Below are 17,299 nucleotides of genomic sequence, written 5' to 3'. Positions count from 1 at the left end.
TTCGTCGGCGCGTTACTGCGGGGGGTTGCCGTGCTTGCGGGCAGGCAGGTCGGCGTGCTTGGTGCGCAGCATGGCCAGGGAGTGGATGAGGACGGCGCGGGTCTCGGTGGGGTCGATGACGTCGTCGACCAGGCCGCGCTCGGCCGCGTAGTAGGGGTGCATCAGCTCGGCCTTGTACTCCTTGACCATTTTCTGCCGCATCGCTTCGGGGTCGTCGGCCTCGGCGATCTGCTTGCGGAAGATGACGTTGGCCGCGCCTTCTGCGCCCATCACGGCGATCTCGTTGGTGGGCCAGGCGTAGGTCAGATCGGCGCCGATGGACTGGGAGTCCATGACGATGTAGGCGCCGCCGTAGGCCTTGCGCAGGATCAGCGAGATGCGGGGGACGGTGGCGTTGCAGTAGGCGTAGAGGAGCTTGGCGCCGTGCCGGATGATGCCGCCGTGTTCCTGGTCGACGCCGGGCAGGAAGCCGGGGACGTCGAGCAGGGTGACGATGGGGATGTTGAAGGCGTCGCACATCTGGACAAAGCGTGCGGCCTTCTCACTCGCCTCGATGTCCAGGACGCCGGCGAGGGTCTGCGGCTGGTTGGCGATGATGCCCACCACCTGGCCGTCGAGCCGGGCGAGGGCGCAGATGATGTTGCGGGCCCAGCGCTCGTGGACCTCGAGGTAGTCGCCGTCGTCGACGAGCTCCTCGATGACCTTGTGCATGTCGTAGGGGCGGTTGCCGTCGGCCGGGACCAGGTCCAGCAGCACGTCGGAACGGCGGTCGGCGGGATCCTCGGAGGACACGGCCGGGGGGTTCTCCCGGTTGTTGGACGGGAGCATCGCCAGCAGGTAGCGCACCTCGGCCAGGCACGTCTCCTCGTCGTCGTACGCGAAGTGGCACACCCCGGAGGTCTCGGCGTGCACATCGGCGCCGCCCAGCCCGTTCTGGCTGATCTCCTCACCGGTGACGGCCTTGACCACGTCCGGTCCGGTGATGAACATCTGCGAGGTCTCGCGGACCATGAAGACGAAGTCGGTCAGGGCCGGGGAGTAGGCGGCGCCGCCCGCGCACGGGCCGAGCATCACGCTAATCTGCGGGATGACGCCGGAGGCGCGGGTGTTGCGCTGGAAGATGCCGCCGTAGCCGGCCAGCGCGGAGACGCCTTCCTGGATACGGGCCCCGGCGCCGTCGTTGAGGGAGACCAGCGGGGCTCCGGCCGAGATGGCCATGTCCATGATCTTGTGGATCTTCGTGGCGTGGGCCTCGCCCAGCGCGCCGCCGAAGATCCGGAAGTCGTGTGCGTAGACGAAGACCGTGCGGCCCTCGACCGTGCCCCAGCCGGTGACCACACCGTCGGTGTACGGCTTCTTGGCCTCGAGGCCGAATCCGGTCGCGCGGTGCCGGCGCAGCGGCTCCACCTCATGAAACGACCCCTCGTCGAGGAGGAGGTCGATACGCTCGCGGACGGTCAGCTTGCCCTTGGCCTTCTGAGCCTCGGTGGCACGGTCACTGGGACCGCGGCGGGCCTGCTCACGGATCGCGTGAAGCTCGGCCACTCGCCCACGGGCATCGCTCGCCTCGGTGGGCGACTCGTCGAGAAGGGTCATGTACTGACCCTACGAAAAGGGACCCCGAAAACGGTCCGTCGACTTCTCACAGTCTCCCAGCGGTTTTCCTGGAACCCTTGGACAGAACCACCACCTTTACCCCCAGTCGCCACTACTGGAGCGGCTCGGCGCTGTTGACCCTCCACAAATGTGGTCCGCCATGTCCCCCGCGTTCATGTGATGGAGACCGTACAGCCATGCGTGTGGAACACGGACCCCGGGGTCCGGTTTCGCGCCTCCGGCGGCCAAGGAATATCCCTGCCCACTCTAGATGTTGAATCTTGAACGACACGCCCCTAGAGTAGGCGTTTCGTTGAAGGTTCAAAAACTGGCACTGGAGAATCTCATGGCTCTGTTCAACCGCAAGCGCGATGACGCCCCCGCCGCCGCCACCCCCGCCGCAGGCGACGCGGAGTCGGCCCTCGCCGCCCTGACCGGCGACTACACCATCGACCCGGCCCACAGCAGCATCGGCTTCACGGTGCGCCACGCCATGGTCACCAACGTCCGTGGCGCCTTCGGCGACTACGACGGCACGCTCCGGCTCGACGGCAGCGACCCGTCCCGCTCCGGCGCCTCCCTCGACGTGCGCATCGCCAGCGTCGACACCGGCATCGAGGACCGCGACGGCCACCTGCGGAGCGGCGACTTCTTCGACGCCGAGAAGTTCCCGCTGATGACCTTCCGCTCGACCGCCGCGGAGCACGCGGGCGGCGACGAATACCGGATCACCGGCGACCTGACGATCAAGGACGTGACCCGCCCGGTCACCATCGACCTGGAGTTCAACGGCTCCGCCACCGACGTCTACGGCAACGAGCGCGTCGGCTTCGAGGGCCGCGCCGAGATCCTCCGCTCCGACTGGGGCCTGACCTGGAACGCTGCCCTGGAGACCGGTGGCGTCATGGTCAGCGACAAGGTCAAGCTCGCCTTCGACATCTCCGCGATCAAGTCCGCGCCGCAGGCTGCGTGAACGCGGGCCGCGAGCCCGAAGTCCGTAGGTCTCAAGGCCGCGTGGCGGCCTTGAGACCTCCTCGTACGACTTACTCCTGCGGCTCGACTCCCGCGCGGAGCAGCCCGTAGGTGTACGCGTCCTCCAGCGCCTGCCAGGACGCGGCGATGACGTTGGCCGCCACACCGACCGTCGACCACTCGCCGGCGCCGTCGCTCGTGGAGACCAGCACGCGGGTGGTGGACTCCGTGCCGTGCGTGCCCTCGAGGATGCGGACCTTGTAGTCCACCAGCTCCATATTGGCCAGCTGCGGATAGATCCGCTCCAGCCCCACCCGCAGCGCCCGGTCGAGGGCGTTCACCGGGCCGTTTCCCTCCGCGGTGGCGACGATCCGCTCACCCTTCGCCCACAGCTTCACCGTGGCCTCGTTGGCGTGCGTGCCGTCCGGGCGGGTCTCGACGATCCCCCGCCAGGACTCGATCCGGAAGTAGCGCCGGGCCCGGCCCTCGACCTCCTCGCGGAGCAGAAGTTCGAAGGAGGCGTCGGCGGCCTCGTACGTGTAGCCCGCGAGCTCACGCTCCTTGACCCGCTCGACGACCCGCCCGACCAGCTCCCGGTCCCCGCCCAGATCGATGCCGAGCTCCTTGCCCTTGAGCTCGACGGAGGCGCGGCCGGCCATGTCCGAGACCAGCATCCGCATGGTGTTGCCGACCAGTTCGGGGTCGATGTGCTGGTACAGGTCCGGGTCGACCTTGATGGCGGAGGCGTGCAGCCCGGCCTTGTGGGCGAAGGCGGAGACCCCGACGTACGGCTGGTGGGTGGACGGGGTGAGGTTGACGACCTCGGCGATGGCGTGTGAGATCCGGGTCATCTCCTCCAGCGCGCCCGCGGGCAGCACCTGGCGCCCGTACTTCAGCTGGAGCGCGGCGACGACCGGGAAGAGGTTGGCGTTGCCCACCCGCTCGCCGTAGCCGTTGGCCGTGCACTGGACGTGCGTGGCGCCGGCGTCGACGGCCGCGAGCGTGTTGGCGACGGCGCAGCCGGTGTCGTCCTGGGCGTGGATGCCGATCCGGGCGCCGGTGTCGGCCAGTACGGTCCCGACGACGGCCTGGACCTGGGCGGGCAGCATGCCGCCGTTGGTGTCGCACAGCACCACCACGTCCGCACCGGCCTCGGATGCGGTGCGCACGACCTCCTTGGCGTATCCCGGATTCGCCCGGTAGCCGTCGAAGAAGTGCTCGCAGTCGACGAAGACGCGGCGGCCCTGGGAGCGGAGGTAGGAGACGGTGTCGCGCACCATCGCGAGGTTCTCCTCGAGCGTGGTCCGCAGGGCCAGCTCCACATGGCGGTCGTGCGACTTGGCGACCAGCGTGATCACCGGGGCGCCGGAGTCGAGCAGCGCCTGCACCTGCGGGTCGTCGGCGGCCGCCACGCCTGCCCGCCTCGTCGAGCCGAAGGCGACCAGCTGGGCGTGTTTGAAGTCGATCTCGGTCTGGGCGCGGGTGAAGAACTCGGTGTCCCGGGGGTTCGCGCCGGGCCAGCCGCCCTCGATGAAACCGACGCCGAAGTCGTCCAGGTGCCGGGCGATGGTCAGCTTGTCCGCGACGGTGAGGTTGATGCCCTCACGCTGCGCGCCGTCGCGCAGCGTGGTGTCGAAGACGTGGAAGTCGTCCCCGGGGGAAGAGGGACCGGTTGCGTCCGTCATGCTGATCTGACTCCTGTTGGATCTCGGTCTACCTGGGGTTCCCCAAGCCGAACGCCGGGGGAATCCGGCTCCACCGTCCCTCAATGATCCCCCTGCGCTCCGCGTCCGGCGTGAGTGGGCCGGGAAACGAAAAAACCCCTCGCGGGTGCGAGAGGTCTGCGCGCGGGTCTTGGGACACGGTGCCCGCTCCGAAGCTGGTCCTACGGGGCGGTCACTGCGGACCGGCGCGCCCTGCCAATAATCATGGCGAACGAGAGCACGGGGGCAGTCTTGCACGGAACGGCTGCGAGCGGGGCAAGGTCTCACGATGTGGGCGCGGCGCCGGGAATCAGCGGCGACGGGGGCCGGCGCTTGCGGGGGGGGCGAGCGGGACCGAACACTACTTCCTCGTTCCCCCCGGTGGCTCCCGCGGTCACACCGCGGGCGCGCGGCCCGTGCGCCGCGGCGTACTCGCGCGGATCACTGACGGTCACACCGCCTCCTCCTCCGCCTGAACGCCCACGGGGTGAACTCCCTTCGCCTGTACGCCTCCTGGCCGTACGCCAGGTGCGCCAGGTGCACCCGGCACGCCGAGGTAGCCGCAGGCGGCGCCGCGGTGCAGCGCCTCCTCCCTGGCAGACCGCCTCCACATGCACCTCGGTGACCACGTCCGCGACACCAGACAGCACGTCCTCGGAGCCGAGCACCCGGGCGCCTGCTCAGTCGCCCCGGCGGGCCGCCTCGCAGACCGTGTCGCGTACACCGCCCTGACGGCGGGCACCCCGCCTGGTCTCTGCGCTCGAAGCGGACAGCTCGGCGGCCCCTTCCGCGATCCGGTCCGTACGGCGTGACGTACGCAGAAGGGCGCACCCGACGATCGTCGGGTGCGCCCTTCAACCCGCTTTCCTCAGCGGAGCGTCAACGGCCCGGTCAACCGCCCAGGGGGTGCATCCAGCCGTGGGTGTCCGGGGCCAGGCCCATCTGGATGTCCAGCAGCGCCTTGCGGAGCCTCATCGTGACCTCGCCCGGCTGCCCGTCGCCCACCGTCCAGTTCGCGCGGGTCGACTTCACCGAGCCGACCGGGGTGATCACGGCCGCCGTACCGCATGCGAACACCTCGGTCAGCGAACCGTCCGCGTTGCCCTCCCGCCACTCCTCCACCGAGATACGGCCCTCGGAGACCTCGTAGCCCAGGTCGGCGGCGATCTGCAGCAGCGAGGCGCGGGTGATGCCGGGCAGCAGCGAGCCGGACAGCTCAGGCGTGACGATCCGCTGCCTGCCGTCCTCCTCCCCGTACACGAAGTACAGGTTCATGCCGCCCATTTCCTCGATCCAGCGGCGCTCGATCGCGTCCAGCCAGACCACCTGGTCGCAGCCGTGCTCGGCGGCCTGGGCCTGGGCGACCAGGGAGGCCGCGTAGTTGCCGCCCGCCTTCGCCGCGCCGGTGCCGCCGGGCGCGGCCCGCACATACTCCTCGGACAGCCAGACGGAGACCGGCTTCACGCCGCCGGGGAAGTACGCGCCGGCGGGCGAGGCGATGACCATGAAGAGGTACTCGTTGGAGGGCCGGACGCCGAGCCCGACCTCGGTGGCGAACAGGAACGGCCGCAGGTAGAGCGACTGCTCGCCCTCGCTCGGCACCCACGCCCTGTCCTGCGTGACCAGCGCGTCGCAGGCGGCGATGAAGGTCTCGACGGGCAGCTCGGGCATGGCGAGACGGCGGGCCGACGCCTGGAAGCGCTTGGCGTTCTCCTCGGGCCGGAAGGTGGCGACGCTGCCGTCGGGCTGGCGGTACGCCTTGAGCCCCTCGAAGATCGTCTGCGCGTAGTGCAGCGTCATGTTGGCCGGGTCGATCGAGATCGGGGCGTACGGCACGAGCTGGGCGTCGTGCCAGCCGCGCCCCTCCGTCCACTTGATCGTCACCATGTTGTCGGTGAAGTGGCGGCCGAAGCCGGGGTTGGCCAGGATCGCTTCCCGCTCGTCACCGGAGAGCGGGTGCGAGGATGGCTTGAGCTCGATCGAGGGGGTCGTCATGTCTGCGTGTCCTTCACCGTGAGATCGTGGCGGACCGCTCGCGTCGCCTGCGCCGTAGCGATTCGCCTCCGGCGATGCTAGGACGTCCGAGCTTCCCCCCGAGGTGCGGCCCTCGTCCGATTATCGCGAATCGTGCCGCAGGGGAGAAACAGGGGCCTCGGCGGGCTCGGCAGCGCGGCCCTGGGTCGATGGTGGCACCCGGCACCGCCGTTGTCAGCGGGCCGGGCCGTCAGCCGCGAGGTATAGAGGTGAGTCACTGACCGGCCGGGTGGGCTGGCGCGTGTACGAGACCGCACAGCGGCCCCCGTCCCGGGAGAGGGACGAGGGCCGGTGAGCGGCGGGCTCCCGGCTGATCAGCCGGATACTCGGGCGGCGAGCGCGTCGCCGATCTCGTCGGTGGTCCGCGGCTTCGCGGAGTCCCGGTCGGCGAGGTCCGCGGCGACGGCGGCCTCGATACGGGCGGCCTCGTCCGCGTACCCGAGGTGCTCGAGCAGCAGCGCGACGGAGAGGATCGTCGCCGTCGGGTCGGCCTTGCCCTGGCCCGCGATGTCCGGCGCGGAGCCGTGGACCGGCTCGAACATCGACGGGAAGGCGCGGGTGGGGTTGATGTTGCCGGAGGCCGCGAGGCCGATGCCACCGGTGACGGCCGCGGCGAGGTCGGTGAGGATGTCGCCGAAGAGGTTGTCGGTGACGATCACATCGAACCGCTCGGGCTGCGTGACGAAGAAGATCGTCGCCGCGTCCACGTGCAGATAGTCGGTGGTGACCTCGGGGTACTCCTCGCCGACCTTGTCGAAGATCCGCTTCCAGAGGTGGCCCGCGTGCACGAGGACGTTGTTCTTGTGCACGAGCGTCAGCTTTTTGCGCGGCCGCGCCTTCGCCCGCTCGTACGCGTCCCGGACCACCCGCTCCACGCCGTACGCGGTGTTGAGGCTGACCTCGGTGGCCACCTCGGCGGGCGTGCCGGTGCGCAGCGAGCCGCCGTTGCCCACGTACGGGCCCTCGGTGCCCTCGCGGACGACGACGAAGTCGATGTCGGGGCGGCCGGCCAGCGGCGTCGCCGTGCTGGGGAACAGCTTCGACGGGCGCAGGTTGATGAAGTGGTCGAAGGCGAACCGGAGTTTGAGCAGCAGCCCGCGCTCGAGCACGCCGGACGGCACGGACGGGTCGCCGATCGCGCCGAGCAGGATGGCGTCGTGCTGCTTGAGGGACTCCAGCTCCGCGTCCGGAAGGGTCTCGCCGGTCGCGTGCCAGCGCCGGGCGCCCAGGTCGTACTTCCTGGTCTCCAGCTTCACATCCTGCGGGAGGACGGCGGAGAGGACCTTGAGGCCCTGGGCCACGACTTCCTGGCCGATGCCGTCACCGGGGATCACTGCGAGATCGATGCTGCGAGACATGGTCGCACCCTACTCTTCGTCCCATCGATCGACACGTCATGTCCGCCATCCGGACAGGTGACGCTCCGGTCGACTCCAGTTCACCCGCTGTATGGCGGGGAGTTGGAAGTTACTGGCAAGTTATTCGGCATGACTGATACCCCACGCGTCGGGATTCCGGAGCACCTGCAGCGCCGGATGAGCATGCCGGAGCAGCACGAGTACCTGCGCACGAAGGTGTCGCACCGCAAGGTGTCCCGCCGCAGCGCGCTGATCGGGGGAGTCGCGACGGCGGGCGCGGCCGGCGGCATCGGCGTGCTGGCAGGCTCGGCGAGCACCGCGAGCGCGGGCGCGCCCACCCTGGTCACCGCCCCCGCGACCGCCGAGGTCGACGGCTCGCTGGTCGCCCCCTTCGGCCGTCATCTGGCCTTCGGCGCCGACCCGAAGACCCAGATGCGGATCTCCTGGCAGGTGCCGTTCGCGGTCAGGCGGCCGTACGTGCGTGTGGGGCTGAAGCCCTGGGAGCTCAGCCGGAAGATCGAGGCGGAGGTGCGCGATCTGCACACGCCCTCGCTGTCGAAGAAGCTCCCGGCCGTGGACCAGTACTACCTGCACGCCGCGCTGGACGGCCTGCGCCCGGGGACGATGTACTACTACGGCGTCGGGCACGACGGCTTCGACCCGGCCGAGGCGAGCCGGCTGTCCACGATCGGCTCCTTCCGCACGGCCCCGGCAGGCGCGGAGAAGTTCGTCTTCACGGCCTTCGGCGATCAGGGCGTGAGCTACGACGCGCTCGGCAACGACCAGTTGATCCTGGGTCAGAACCCGTCCTTCCACCTGCATGCGGGGGACATCTGCTACGCGGACTCCTCCGGCCACGGCGAGGAGTCGGACACCTACGACGCCCGCGTGTGGGACCAGTTCCTGGCGCAGACGGAGTCGGTGGCAGCGAGCGTGCCGTGGATGGTGACCACCGGCAACCACGACATGGAGGCGTGGTACTCCCCCAACGGCTACGGCGGCCAGTCCGCCCGCTGGTCCCTCCCGGAGAACGGCCCCGACGCCGCGCAGGCCCCGGGCGTCTACTCCTTCACGTACGGGAACGTGGGCGTGGTCGCGCTCGACGCCAACGACGTCTCGTACGAGATCCCGGCGAACCAGGGCTACACGAACGGCAAGCAGACGGCGTGGCTCGACAAGCGCCTGCGCGCGCTGCGGGCCGACCCGGGGATCGACTTCATCGTGGTCTTCTTCCACCACTGCGCATACTCGACGAGCACGCACGCCTCGGACGGCGGCGTGCGGGACGCCTGGGTCGGTCTCTTCGAGAAGCACCAGGTCGACCTGGTGATCAACGGCCACAACCACGTCTACGAGCGCACCGACGCGATCAAGGGCGGCGAGGTCGGCAACCCCGTGCCGATCGGTACGACGACGGACCCGAAGCGCGACGGCATCGTCTACGTGACGGCGGGCGGCGCGGGCAAGGATCTCTACAGTTTCGGTGTGGGCGTGAAGGACAGCTACGAGGGCCATGTCCACGACCACGACCACATCCTGACCTTCCACTGGACGAAGCCGCGCCTGCCGGACCCGGACACGGTGGAGTGGTCGCGAGTCCGCTACACCGGGTTCTCGTTCCTCGCGGTGGAGGCGGAGCCAGGGGCGCAACCGAAGCTGAAGGTCACGGCGCTGGCGGAGAACGGCGAGCGCATCGACGCGTTCCAGATCGTCCGCGGTACGTCGTAACGCGGACGCTGACACCTCGGCCGCGGCCGGGGTCAGTGCCCGGTGGCGCCGCCGTTGTCCCGCCGGTCGAGCGCCCGCTGGAGGGCGGCGGCGGCGTTCTTGCGGGCGACGCTGTCGGCGATGGGGGTAACGCCCATGCCCCTAAGGCCATGGGGGAGGGCTGCGCGGTGGCGGAGCTTGCGGGTGGTCTCGTTCATGGGTGCACGTCTCCAATAACCAGAGCGAAGAAGATCCCCGAGAGTGCGTGGGAGGTGGCCGGAGAGGCGGGGAGCCAGGGCGCAACAGGGATCACCTGCGAAGGAGCGCCGGCCCTCACCCGCCGATCGCTGGATCGAGCGAGACGTTCGGCTCCTACAAAGTTAGGACAGCCGGGCGCGGCTGTCTGCACAATTACTCGGACTTCCTACTATCTGAGACGGCGGCGGCACGGATCACACGGATGGGCCCGCCCGCATTGCGCGGACAGGCCCTCGGCGCCGACGGTGTCAGCGGTTGATCGCCTGGATCTCCTGGACGGTGACGCCGGTGGTGGCCCCGAAGCTGCCCGGGGAGCAGCTGCCCTTCAGGCCAGTGGAGCGCGGTGGCCAGTCGCCGACCGGGGCCACGGGGCCGGCGCCTTCGCCGCTGCAGTTCTTCGCTGCGACTGCAGGCGGTCTGGAGCAGCGTCGCGGAGACGGCAAGAGCAGCAGCAACGAGCGAGGGCGGCGGTTCCCAGTCAACTCCCGGTGGGCAAGCGCGACTTCAGGTGAAGTGACACTATCCATGGGGGCTTGGTTTCAGAGTGAATTTGCGAACCTGGTACCGCTGTCGAGCGGAACAACACATATAGGGGTGGGCGCTCCGGGCAGAGCAGGCGCTGCTCGACCGGTCTTCACCGCCGAGCCGCATTCTGGCGCAGTGGGCCTGCACACGGATGTCTTGCCGACATCCGCGCCGACCGTCCGGGAACCGCCTGGCAAAGCCGAATCCGCGTGCCCAACACCGAAGTCGAACTTCCGCCGCGGGGCAAAGCAGACGGTCAACCTGGCAACGTGGGCCAGACGGCACGGCAAGCCGGGTGCGAGCTGCATTTCCTCGAGCCGACAGCTCAGCCGAAGAACTTCCTGACCTCCGTGGGAGGTGTACCCGTCTTAAGCCATTGGGACCGAATATGAGTGGAGACAAGCGCGAATTCCTCTCGCCCCTCTTCTTCGGCCGGGGACTCCACGTTCCCATCCTGGAGGGTCATCCTCATTCCCCCGTTGGGCTCCCCAGAAGCGCTTGCCGAGAGTATCTCCTGGCCGACCTCCCGAAGGATTAGGTGTGAGCCCCCTTCCCCGTCCAGAACGACGCGGTACAGATGCACCCCCCGCGAGCTACCGATCAGTGATGCGTGAAACGACAGTGCCATGGAATGCTCCCTGTCAGATCCTTCGGCCGAATCCATCGCGGGCGGCAGCTTCTGGATTCGCCTTCTCCAGCGCCCGCTTCGAATCGTCCTGCGCCTTCTCCAACTCCGGCCAGTACGCCGCCAAAGCGTCCCCGGCCAAGTCGTAGGACTTCTTCAGCTTCCGCAAGTTCTTCGGAACGTCCTCGAACTCGGACGTGAAAGCGACAGCCGACTTGCCCGCCCACTTCAGCAGCGCGTCATCCTCGGCCATGCCCTTGATCTGCCGCAGCGCGTCCCCGACATCGTCGGCGAACGCATGCAGTCTGCGCGCCAGACCCTTGACCCGCTCCGGATCCCCCGGAACCGGAGCGGAATCCAGGTCAAGGACATGCCAATTCGTCGGCCGCTACCCCACCCCGAACAATCCCCGTCACAGCCGCAGCCACACCACGTATGCCGTACGAACCTATCGCAGGAGCAGGGTCAACAAACCGTTGACAGAACAGACTTGGTGGCCCGTGCTCACCACGGACGACAACATGAACAACCGCCCCCGCCCGGAGGGGAACGGGCGGGGGCGGGGGTGTGTCAGGGCAGGCGCGTGGGCTATGCCCAGGGAGTCAGCCCATGTGCGGGTAGCGGTAGTCCGTCGGGGGGACCAGGGTTTCCTTGATGGAGCGGGTGGAGGTCCAGCGCATCAGGTTCTGCTTGGAGCCCGCCTTGTCGTTCGTACCGGAGGCACGTCCGCCGCCGAAGGGCTGCTGGCCGACGACGGCGCCCGTCGGCTTGTCGTTGATGTAGAAGTTGCCCGCCGCGAAGCGCAGCACCTCGCTGGTGTGCGCGGCGGCCGCTCGGTCCTGGGCGATGACGCAGCCGGTCAGGCCGTACGGCGCGGCGGACTCCATCTGCTGGAGCAGCTCCTCGTAGTTCTCGTCGTCGTAGACGTGGACTCCGAGGATCGGGCCGAAGTACTCGGTCGTGAAGATCTCGTTGTCCGGGTCCGTGGAGACGAGGACGGTCGGGCGGATGAACCAGCCCTCGCTGTCGTCGTACGTGCCGCCCGCCACGATCTCGACCGTCGGGTCGGACTTGGCCCGGTCGATCGCCGCCTTGTTCTTGGCGAAGGCGCGCTCGTCGATGACGGCGCCCATGAAGTTCGAGAGGTCGGTGACATCGCCCATGGGGAGCGAGTCGACCTCGGCCGCGAACTCCTCCTTCAGACCGCCCTCCCACAGGGAGCGCGGGACGTACGCGCGCGAGGCCGCCGAGCACTTCTGGCCCTGGTACTCGAAGGCGCCGCGGGTCATCGCCGTCTTCAGGACCGCCGGATCGGCCGACGGATGGGCGACGATGAAGTCCTTGCCGCCCGTCTCGCCGACGAGGCGCGGGTACGTCTTGTACTTCTCGATGTTGTTGCCGACCGTCTTCCACAGGTACTGGAAGGTCCTGGTCGAGCCGGTGAAGTGGATACCGGCCAGGTCCGGGTGCTCGAGCGCGACCTCGGAGACCTCCTTGCCATCACCGGTCACCAGGTTGATGACGCCCTTCGGCAGCCCGGCCTCCTCCAGCAGCTCCATGAGCAGCACGGCGGCGAGGGTCTGGGTCGGGGACGGCTTCCAGACGACCACGTTGCCCATCAGGGCGGGCGCGGTCGGGAGGTTGCCCGCGATGGCGCTGAAGTTGAAGGGCGTGATCGCGTAGACGAAGCCCTCCAGCGGGCGGTGGTCGGTGCGGTTCCACACGCCCTTGGAGTTCGTCACCGGCTGCTCGGCCAGGATCTGGCGCGCGAAGTGCACGTTGAAGCGCCAGAAGTCGATCAGCTCGCAGGGGGCGTCGATCTCGGCCTGCTGCACGGTCTTCCCCTGCCCCAGCATCGTCGCGGCGGCCAGGGTCTCGCGCCACGGGCCCGACAGCAGCTCGGCCGCCCTGAGGATGATCGCGGCGCGGTCGTCGAACGACAGGGCACGCCACGCCGGGGCGGCGGCCAGGGCCGCGTCGATCGCGTCCTGCGCGTCCCGGTGGGTGGCGTTGGCGTACGTGCCGAGCTTGGCCGAGTGGTTGTGCGGCTGCACGACGTCGAAGCGCTCGCCGCCGCCCATCCGCTTCTGGCCGCCGATGGTCATCGGCAGCTCACGCTGGTTGCCCGCGAGCTCCTTGAGCTTCTTCTCGAGCCGGGCCCGTTCGGGGCTGCCGGGTGCGTAGGTGTGCACCGGCTCGTTCACCGGCGCGGGGACCTGGGTCACAGCGTCCATGGTGGCCGTACTCTCCTTCGATCGATCGAGGTCGTGGGGACGGAGTCGGGGACGGAGTCGGGGACGGAGTCGGCGTGGACTCGGCGGGAGTCCTGGGGCCTCAGCCGCGGGTGGCCAGCGAGCGGAGGAAGAAGGCGAGGTTGGCCGGGCGCTCCGCCAGCCGCCGCATGAAGTACCCGTACCAGTCTGTGCCATACGGGACGTAAACCCGCATACGGTGTCCTTCCGCCACGAGCCGCAGCTGCTCGGCCTCGCGGATGCCGTACAGCATCTGGAACTCGTACTCGTCCGGCTTGCGGCCGACGCGGCCGGCCAGCTCCTGCGCGATGGCCACCATGCGCGGGTCGTGGGAGCCGATCATGGGGTAGCCCCGGCCCGCCATGAGGATCTTCAGGCAGCGGACGTACGCCTTGTCGACCTCGCGTTTGTCCTGGTAGGCGACGGACGCGGGCTCCTTGTACGCGCCCTTCACCAGTCGCACCCTCGAGCCTTCCCCGGCCAGGGCACGGCAGTCGTCCTCGGTGCGGAAGAGGTACGACTGCACGACGGCACCGGTCTGCGGGAACCGCTTCCGCAGCTCCGCGAGGATGGCCAGGGTGGAGTCGACGGTGGTGTGGTCCTCCATGTCGAGGGTCACGGTCGTCCCGGCCTCGGCCGCGGCCTCCACGACGGGGGTCACATGGGCCAGCGCCAGGTCGTGACCGCCGGCCAGCGCCTGCCCGAAGGCCGACAGCTTCACCGACACCTCGGCGCGTACACCCAGTTCCTCGCCTTTGAGGGCCTCGGCGAGCGCGAGATAGGCGTCGCGGGCGCGCAGCGCCTCGGCCGGGTCGGTGACGTCCTCGCCGAGGTGGTCGAGCGTGACCTCCAGGCCGCGGCCGGTCAGCGACCGCACGACCGCCATCGTCTCGTCGAGACGCTCGCCGGCGACGAAGCGTTCCACCACGGGGCGGGTGACCGGCGCGGCCGAGACCATACGGCGAATGCTGTCGCTGCGCGCGGCGGCGAGGAGCACAGGACCCAGCACAGGGCACCTCCACGATGGGGATGAAACGGCCGCATGGCGGACTGCTCCGCGACGGCAAGGAGAACCACCGTGAAACCTAAGGATCGCTCCGATCGTCGGCCATCGACAGCTGTCACGCATCCGTGGCCCGGATCTCAGACAGATGTATGAGAATGGCCTCGACGGCGGAATCGCGGAGGAGCGGAGCGACTTGATGCGGGGCGACTACCAGCAGCTCGTGGATGAGATCTCGGCGGTGCTCCGCGCGCCGGCGACCCTCGAGGACCGCGACTTCGGGCTGATCGCCTTCGGCGCGCACGGCAGCGTCACGGACGACGACAGCAAGCTGACGATGGACCCGGTCCGTACGCGCTCGATCCTGCACCGCCGCTCGACCGCAGCCGTGCGCGCCTGGTTCGAGGCCTTCGGCATCGCCCGCGCCACCGGCCCCGTCCGCATTCCGCCCGACCCTGCGGCCGGTGTGGTCATGGGCAGGATCTGCCTGCCCGTACGCCATGCGGGCGTCGTGCACGGATACGTCTGGCTGCTCGACGACGGTCATCTGTCGCGGCTCGAGACCGGCGGCCCCGGCGTACCGCCCGATCCGCGGCTGGCCCAGGCGATGGACACCGCGGCCCGCATCGGGGCGCAGCTGGCTGCCGAGGCGCAGGCCGGTGCCGAGGCGAGCGAGCTGCTGCGCGAGCTGCTGACCGGCCCGCCGGGTGGCCAGGACGCAGCCGTGGCCGGGCTGCGGGGCGCGCTCGGCGCATCTGCCGACGGGCTGCTGGCGGTGGTCGCGGTCGCGCCGTGGCTGAGGGGTGACGAGGACGCCGGCACGGCCGCCGACAGCCCCGGCTCGGCGCTCGCAGGGCAGCCAGGAGTGGCGGCGATATGCGTGGCGCCCGTTCCCGGCGGGGCGGCGGACGGTCTTGCCGCGCTGGTGCGGCTGCGCGCGGCGACCGCTCTCGAACCCGCGCTCACGGCGGCGGAGCGTCTGCTGCGCTCGCCACGCGCGGAGCCGGCCGCAGCCCGCCCGGGCGGCGGCCTCGCGGCAGCGGCGGTCCGTGCCGCTCCCGTCGGAGCGGAGGGAGGTGCGCCGGGCGCCGCGGCGGGGATCAGCGGCCCACGCCGCGGCCTGGACGACCTGCCCGCCGCGTGGCGTGAGGCGGTGGCGGCGGCCCGCGCCGCGCGCGCCGACCCCCGGCTGGGCGCGATCGCCGAATGGGCCGCGATCGGCCCGTACCGTACGCTCACCCGGCTCCCCGCCGCCGCCCCGCCGGACCCCGCCGGCGCCCCGCTCCTCGAACCCGCCCAGGCTCAGCTGGCGCACACGGCGGAGGTCTTCCTCGACTGCGCGGGCCAGGCGAGCCGCGCGGCGGCAGCCCTCGGCATCCACCGGCAGACGCTCTACTACCGCTTGTCGCGCGTGGAGAAGCTCACCGGCCTCGACCTGAACGAGGGCGAGGACCGCCTGCTCCTCCACATGGCCCTCAAGGTCGCCCGCCTCTGACGCGAACGGGCCCGGTCCGCCTGCGTCAGGCGGAACGGGACCAGTACTCGCTGCTGAGGACCGACCGCCGGTCAGTTCTCCAGGTTGACCGTGCGGGCCGAGGTCGCGCCGATCTCCTCGGCGATCTCGGTGAGAACCGCCGCCGGAACGCTGTCATCCACGGTGAGGACGACCAGCGCCTCGCCGCCCGGAACCGCGCGGGACACCTGCATACCCGCGATGTTGAGGCCCGCCTCGCCCAGGATGCGGCCGACGGTGCCGACGACGCCCGGCCGGTCGGCGTAGCGCAGGAAGACCAGGTGGTCCGCCATCGCCAGGTCCACGTCGTAGTCACCCACGGCGACGATCTTCTGGATGTGCTTGGGACCGGCCAGGGTGCCGGAGACCGCGACCTCCTCGCCGTCGGCGAGGGTGCCGCGCACGGTCACCACATTGCGGTGGTCGGGCGACTCCGAGCTGGTGGTCAGCCGGACCTCGACTCCGCGCTCCTGCGCGAACAGCGGCGCGTTCACGTACGACACGGTCTCGTCGACGACGTCCTCGAACACGCCCTTCAGCGCGGAGAGTTCGAGCACCTTGACGTCGTGCTGGGTGATCTCGCCGTACACCTCGACGTCGAGCCGGACAGCGACCTCGCCCGCCAGCGCGGTGAAGATCCGCCCGAGGTTCTCGGCGAGCGGCAGACCGGGCTTGACGTCCTCGGCGATGACGCCGCCCTGGACGTTGACCGCGTCCGGCACGAGCTCGCCCGCAAGCGCCAGCCGTACGGACTTGGCGACCGCGATGCCCGCCTTCTCCTGGGCCTCGCCGGTCGAGGCGCCCAGGTGCGGGGTGGCCACCACGTTGTCGAACTCGAAGAGCGGAGAGTCGGTGCACGGCTCCTTGGCGAAGACGTCCAGGCCCGCGCCCGCGACCCGGCCCTCCTTCAGCGCACTCGCCAGCGCGGCCTCGTCCACGATGCCGCCGCGCGCGGCGTTGACGATGCGCACCTCGGGCTTGACCCGGCGCAGCGCCTCGTCGCCGATCAGGCCGACCGTCTCCGGGGTCTTGGGGAGGTGGACGGTGATGAAGTCCGAGACCTCGAGCAGCTCGTCGAGGGAGAGGAGCTTGACGCCCATCTGCGCGGCGCGCGCGGGCTGGACGTACGGGTCGTACGCGACGATCTTCATGCCGAAGGCGGACATCCGCTGGGCGACCAGCACGCCGATCCGGCCGAGGCCGACGACGCCCAGCGTCTTCTCGGCCAGCTCCACGCCGGTGTACTTGCTGCGCTTCCACTCGCCGTCCTTGAGGGCGGCATTGGCCTGCGGGATGTTGCGGGCCGACGCGATGATCAGGCCGCAGGCCAGCTCGGCGGCGGTGACGATGTTGGAGGTCGGGGCGTTCACGACCATCACGCCGGCCTTGGTGGCGGCGGACACGTCGACGTTGTCGAGCCCGACCCCGGCTCGCGCGACGACCTTGAGCTTCTTCGCCGCGGCGATGGCCTCGGCGTCGACCTGGGTGGCGCTGCGCACGAGGATCGCGTCGACCTCGGCGATGGCGGGGATGAGCTCGGCTCGGTCGGCGCCGTTGCAGCGCCTGATCTCGAAGTCGGGGCCGAGAGCGTCGACGGTGGCGGGCGACAGCTCTTCGGCGATGAGTACGACGGGTTTCGGGCTCACGGGGTCCTCAGTCCTCACTTGTCCTTGGCGGACGGCCGTCCCGACGGCCGCAGGCGGTGAAGGGGGCAGCCGCGTGGAAGACGCACGACGCTGTGAGCCTGACGCGC

Annotated in this window: 12 protein-coding genes and 1 pseudogene; 4 read left to right on the top strand and 9 right to left on the bottom strand. The window is 69.9% G+C overall.

The annotated features are described in order from the left end of the window. Window positions 1–12 precede the first annotated feature (12 nt). Entirely contained in the window at window positions 13–1,596 is a 1,584-nt protein-coding gene (locus ACTWP8_RS05975; protein WP_443321085.1) for an acyl-CoA carboxylase subunit beta, read from the bottom strand. 346 nt (window positions 1,597–1,942) lie between these two features. On the opposite strand from ACTWP8_RS05975, the gene ACTWP8_RS05970 reads away from it, so the two are divergent. Continuing rightward, on the top strand, window positions 1,943–2,569 hold the full coding sequence (locus tag ACTWP8_RS05970; protein WP_443321084.1) for a YceI family protein: 627 nt from the start codon (window positions 1,943–1,945) through the stop codon (window positions 2,567–2,569). A gap of 70 nt (window positions 2,570–2,639) precedes the next feature. Here the strand turns inward: ACTWP8_RS05970 and cimA are convergent, their stop codons facing one another. Further along, the gene (cimA, locus tag ACTWP8_RS05965; RefSeq protein WP_443321083.1) at window positions 2,640–4,253 is read right to left on the bottom strand and encodes a citramalate synthase; all 1,614 of its coding nucleotides are present in this window, start codon (window positions 4,251–4,253) and stop codon (window positions 2,640–2,642) included. A gap of 629 nt (window positions 4,254–4,882) precedes the next feature. Between cimA and ACTWP8_RS05960 the strand changes: the two genes are divergently transcribed. Continuing rightward, entirely contained in the window at window positions 4,883–5,083 is a 201-nt protein-coding gene (locus tag ACTWP8_RS05960; protein WP_443321082.1) for a hypothetical protein, read from the top strand. A 79-nt stretch (window positions 5,084–5,162) separates the two neighbouring features. On the opposite strand, the gene ACTWP8_RS05955 is transcribed toward ACTWP8_RS05960, so the two are convergent. Beyond that, the gene (locus ACTWP8_RS05955) at window positions 5,163–6,266 is read right to left on the bottom strand and encodes a branched-chain amino acid aminotransferase (RefSeq protein WP_443321081.1); all 1,104 of its coding nucleotides are present in this window, start codon (window positions 6,264–6,266) and stop codon (window positions 5,163–5,165) included. Between the two features lie 353 nt (window positions 6,267–6,619). Further along, window positions 6,620–7,663, bottom strand: a complete 1,044-nt coding sequence (locus ACTWP8_RS05950) for a 3-isopropylmalate dehydrogenase (protein WP_443321080.1) — start codon at window positions 7,661–7,663, stop codon at window positions 6,620–6,622. A 129-nt stretch (window positions 7,664–7,792) separates the two neighbouring features. On the opposite strand from ACTWP8_RS05950, the gene ACTWP8_RS05945 reads away from it, so the two are divergent. After that, the gene (locus ACTWP8_RS05945; protein WP_443321079.1) at window positions 7,793–9,391 is read left to right on the top strand and encodes a purple acid phosphatase family protein; all 1,599 of its coding nucleotides are present in this window, start codon (window positions 7,793–7,795) and stop codon (window positions 9,389–9,391) included. 32 nt (window positions 9,392–9,423) lie between these two features. Here ACTWP8_RS05945 and ACTWP8_RS05940 read toward each other — a convergent pair whose 3' ends face one another. The 4 genes and pseudogenes from ACTWP8_RS05940 to ACTWP8_RS05925 form a co-directional block, all read right to left on the bottom strand. After that, on the bottom strand, window positions 9,424–9,588 hold the full coding sequence (locus ACTWP8_RS05940; protein ID WP_443317898.1) for a hypothetical protein: 165 nt from the start codon (window positions 9,586–9,588) through the stop codon (window positions 9,424–9,426). 1,254 nt (window positions 9,589–10,842) lie between these two features. Next, window positions 10,843–11,139, bottom strand: a pseudogene (locus tag ACTWP8_RS05935) (WXG100 family type VII secretion target); the annotation flags it as partial. 241 nt (window positions 11,140–11,380) lie between these two features. Then, on the bottom strand, window positions 11,381–13,012 hold the full coding sequence (pruA, locus tag ACTWP8_RS05930) for an L-glutamate gamma-semialdehyde dehydrogenase (protein WP_443321078.1): 1,632 nt from the start codon (window positions 13,010–13,012) through the stop codon (window positions 11,381–11,383). Between the two features lie 100 nt (window positions 13,013–13,112). Next, complete coding sequence (locus tag ACTWP8_RS05925) at window positions 13,113–14,039, bottom strand: proline dehydrogenase family protein (RefSeq protein ID WP_443321077.1); 927 nt, start codon at window positions 14,037–14,039, stop codon at window positions 13,113–13,115. 193 nt (window positions 14,040–14,232) lie between these two features. Here ACTWP8_RS05925 and ACTWP8_RS05920 point away from each other — a divergent pair, with 193 nt between their 5' ends. Further along, complete coding sequence (locus tag ACTWP8_RS05920; RefSeq protein ID WP_443321207.1) at window positions 14,233–15,528, top strand: PucR family transcriptional regulator; 1,296 nt, start codon at window positions 14,233–14,235, stop codon at window positions 15,526–15,528. Between the two features lie 71 nt (window positions 15,529–15,599). Here ACTWP8_RS05920 and serA read toward each other — a convergent pair whose 3' ends face one another. Then, window positions 15,600–17,192 carry a phosphoglycerate dehydrogenase gene (serA, locus tag ACTWP8_RS05915; protein WP_443321076.1) on the bottom strand — a complete coding sequence of 531 codons (1,593 nt, stop codon included), beginning with the start codon at window positions 17,190–17,192 and terminating at the stop codon, window positions 15,600–15,602. Window positions 17,193–17,299: the final 107 nt, after the last annotated feature.

Origin of the sequence: Streptomyces sp. 7N604 (assembly GCF_052245475.1) — a bacterium.
Classification (GTDB): Bacteria; Actinomycetota; Actinomycetes; order Streptomycetales; family Streptomycetaceae; genus Streptomyces.
The sequence above is the reverse complement of the archived record's forward strand: the minus strand, read 5'-3'. Positions and strand labels throughout refer to the sequence as shown.

Excerpts from the sequence above, each read along its gene's own strand:
- ACTWP8_RS05975 (WP_443321085.1), bottom strand. The coding sequence starts at position 1,596 with ATGACCCTTCTCGACGAGTCGCCCACCGAGGCGAGCGATGCCCGTGGG.
- ACTWP8_RS05970 (WP_443321084.1), top strand. The coding sequence starts at position 1,943 with ATGGCTCTGTTCAACCGCAAGCGCGATGACGCCCCCGCCGCCGCCACC.
- cimA (WP_443321083.1), bottom strand. The coding sequence starts at position 4,253 with ATGACGGACGCAACCGGTCCCTCTTCCCCCGGGGACGACTTCCACGTC.
- ACTWP8_RS05960 (WP_443321082.1), top strand. The coding sequence starts at position 4,883 with ATGCACCTCGGTGACCACGTCCGCGACACCAGACAGCACGTCCTCGGA.
- ACTWP8_RS05955 (WP_443321081.1), bottom strand. The coding sequence starts at position 6,266 with ATGACGACCCCCTCGATCGAGCTCAAGCCATCCTCGCACCCGCTCTCC.
- ACTWP8_RS05950 (WP_443321080.1), bottom strand. The coding sequence starts at position 7,663 with ATGTCTCGCAGCATCGATCTCGCAGTGATCCCCGGTGACGGCATCGGC.
- ACTWP8_RS05945 (WP_443321079.1), top strand. The coding sequence starts at position 7,793 with ATGACTGATACCCCACGCGTCGGGATTCCGGAGCACCTGCAGCGCCGG.
- ACTWP8_RS05940 (WP_443317898.1), bottom strand. The coding sequence starts at position 9,588 with ATGAACGAGACCACCCGCAAGCTCCGCCACCGCGCAGCCCTCCCCCAT.
- pruA (WP_443321078.1), bottom strand. The coding sequence starts at position 13,012 with ATGGACGCTGTGACCCAGGTCCCCGCGCCGGTGAACGAGCCGGTGCAC.
- ACTWP8_RS05920 (WP_443321207.1), top strand. The coding sequence starts at position 14,233 with ATGCGGGGCGACTACCAGCAGCTCGTGGATGAGATCTCGGCGGTGCTC.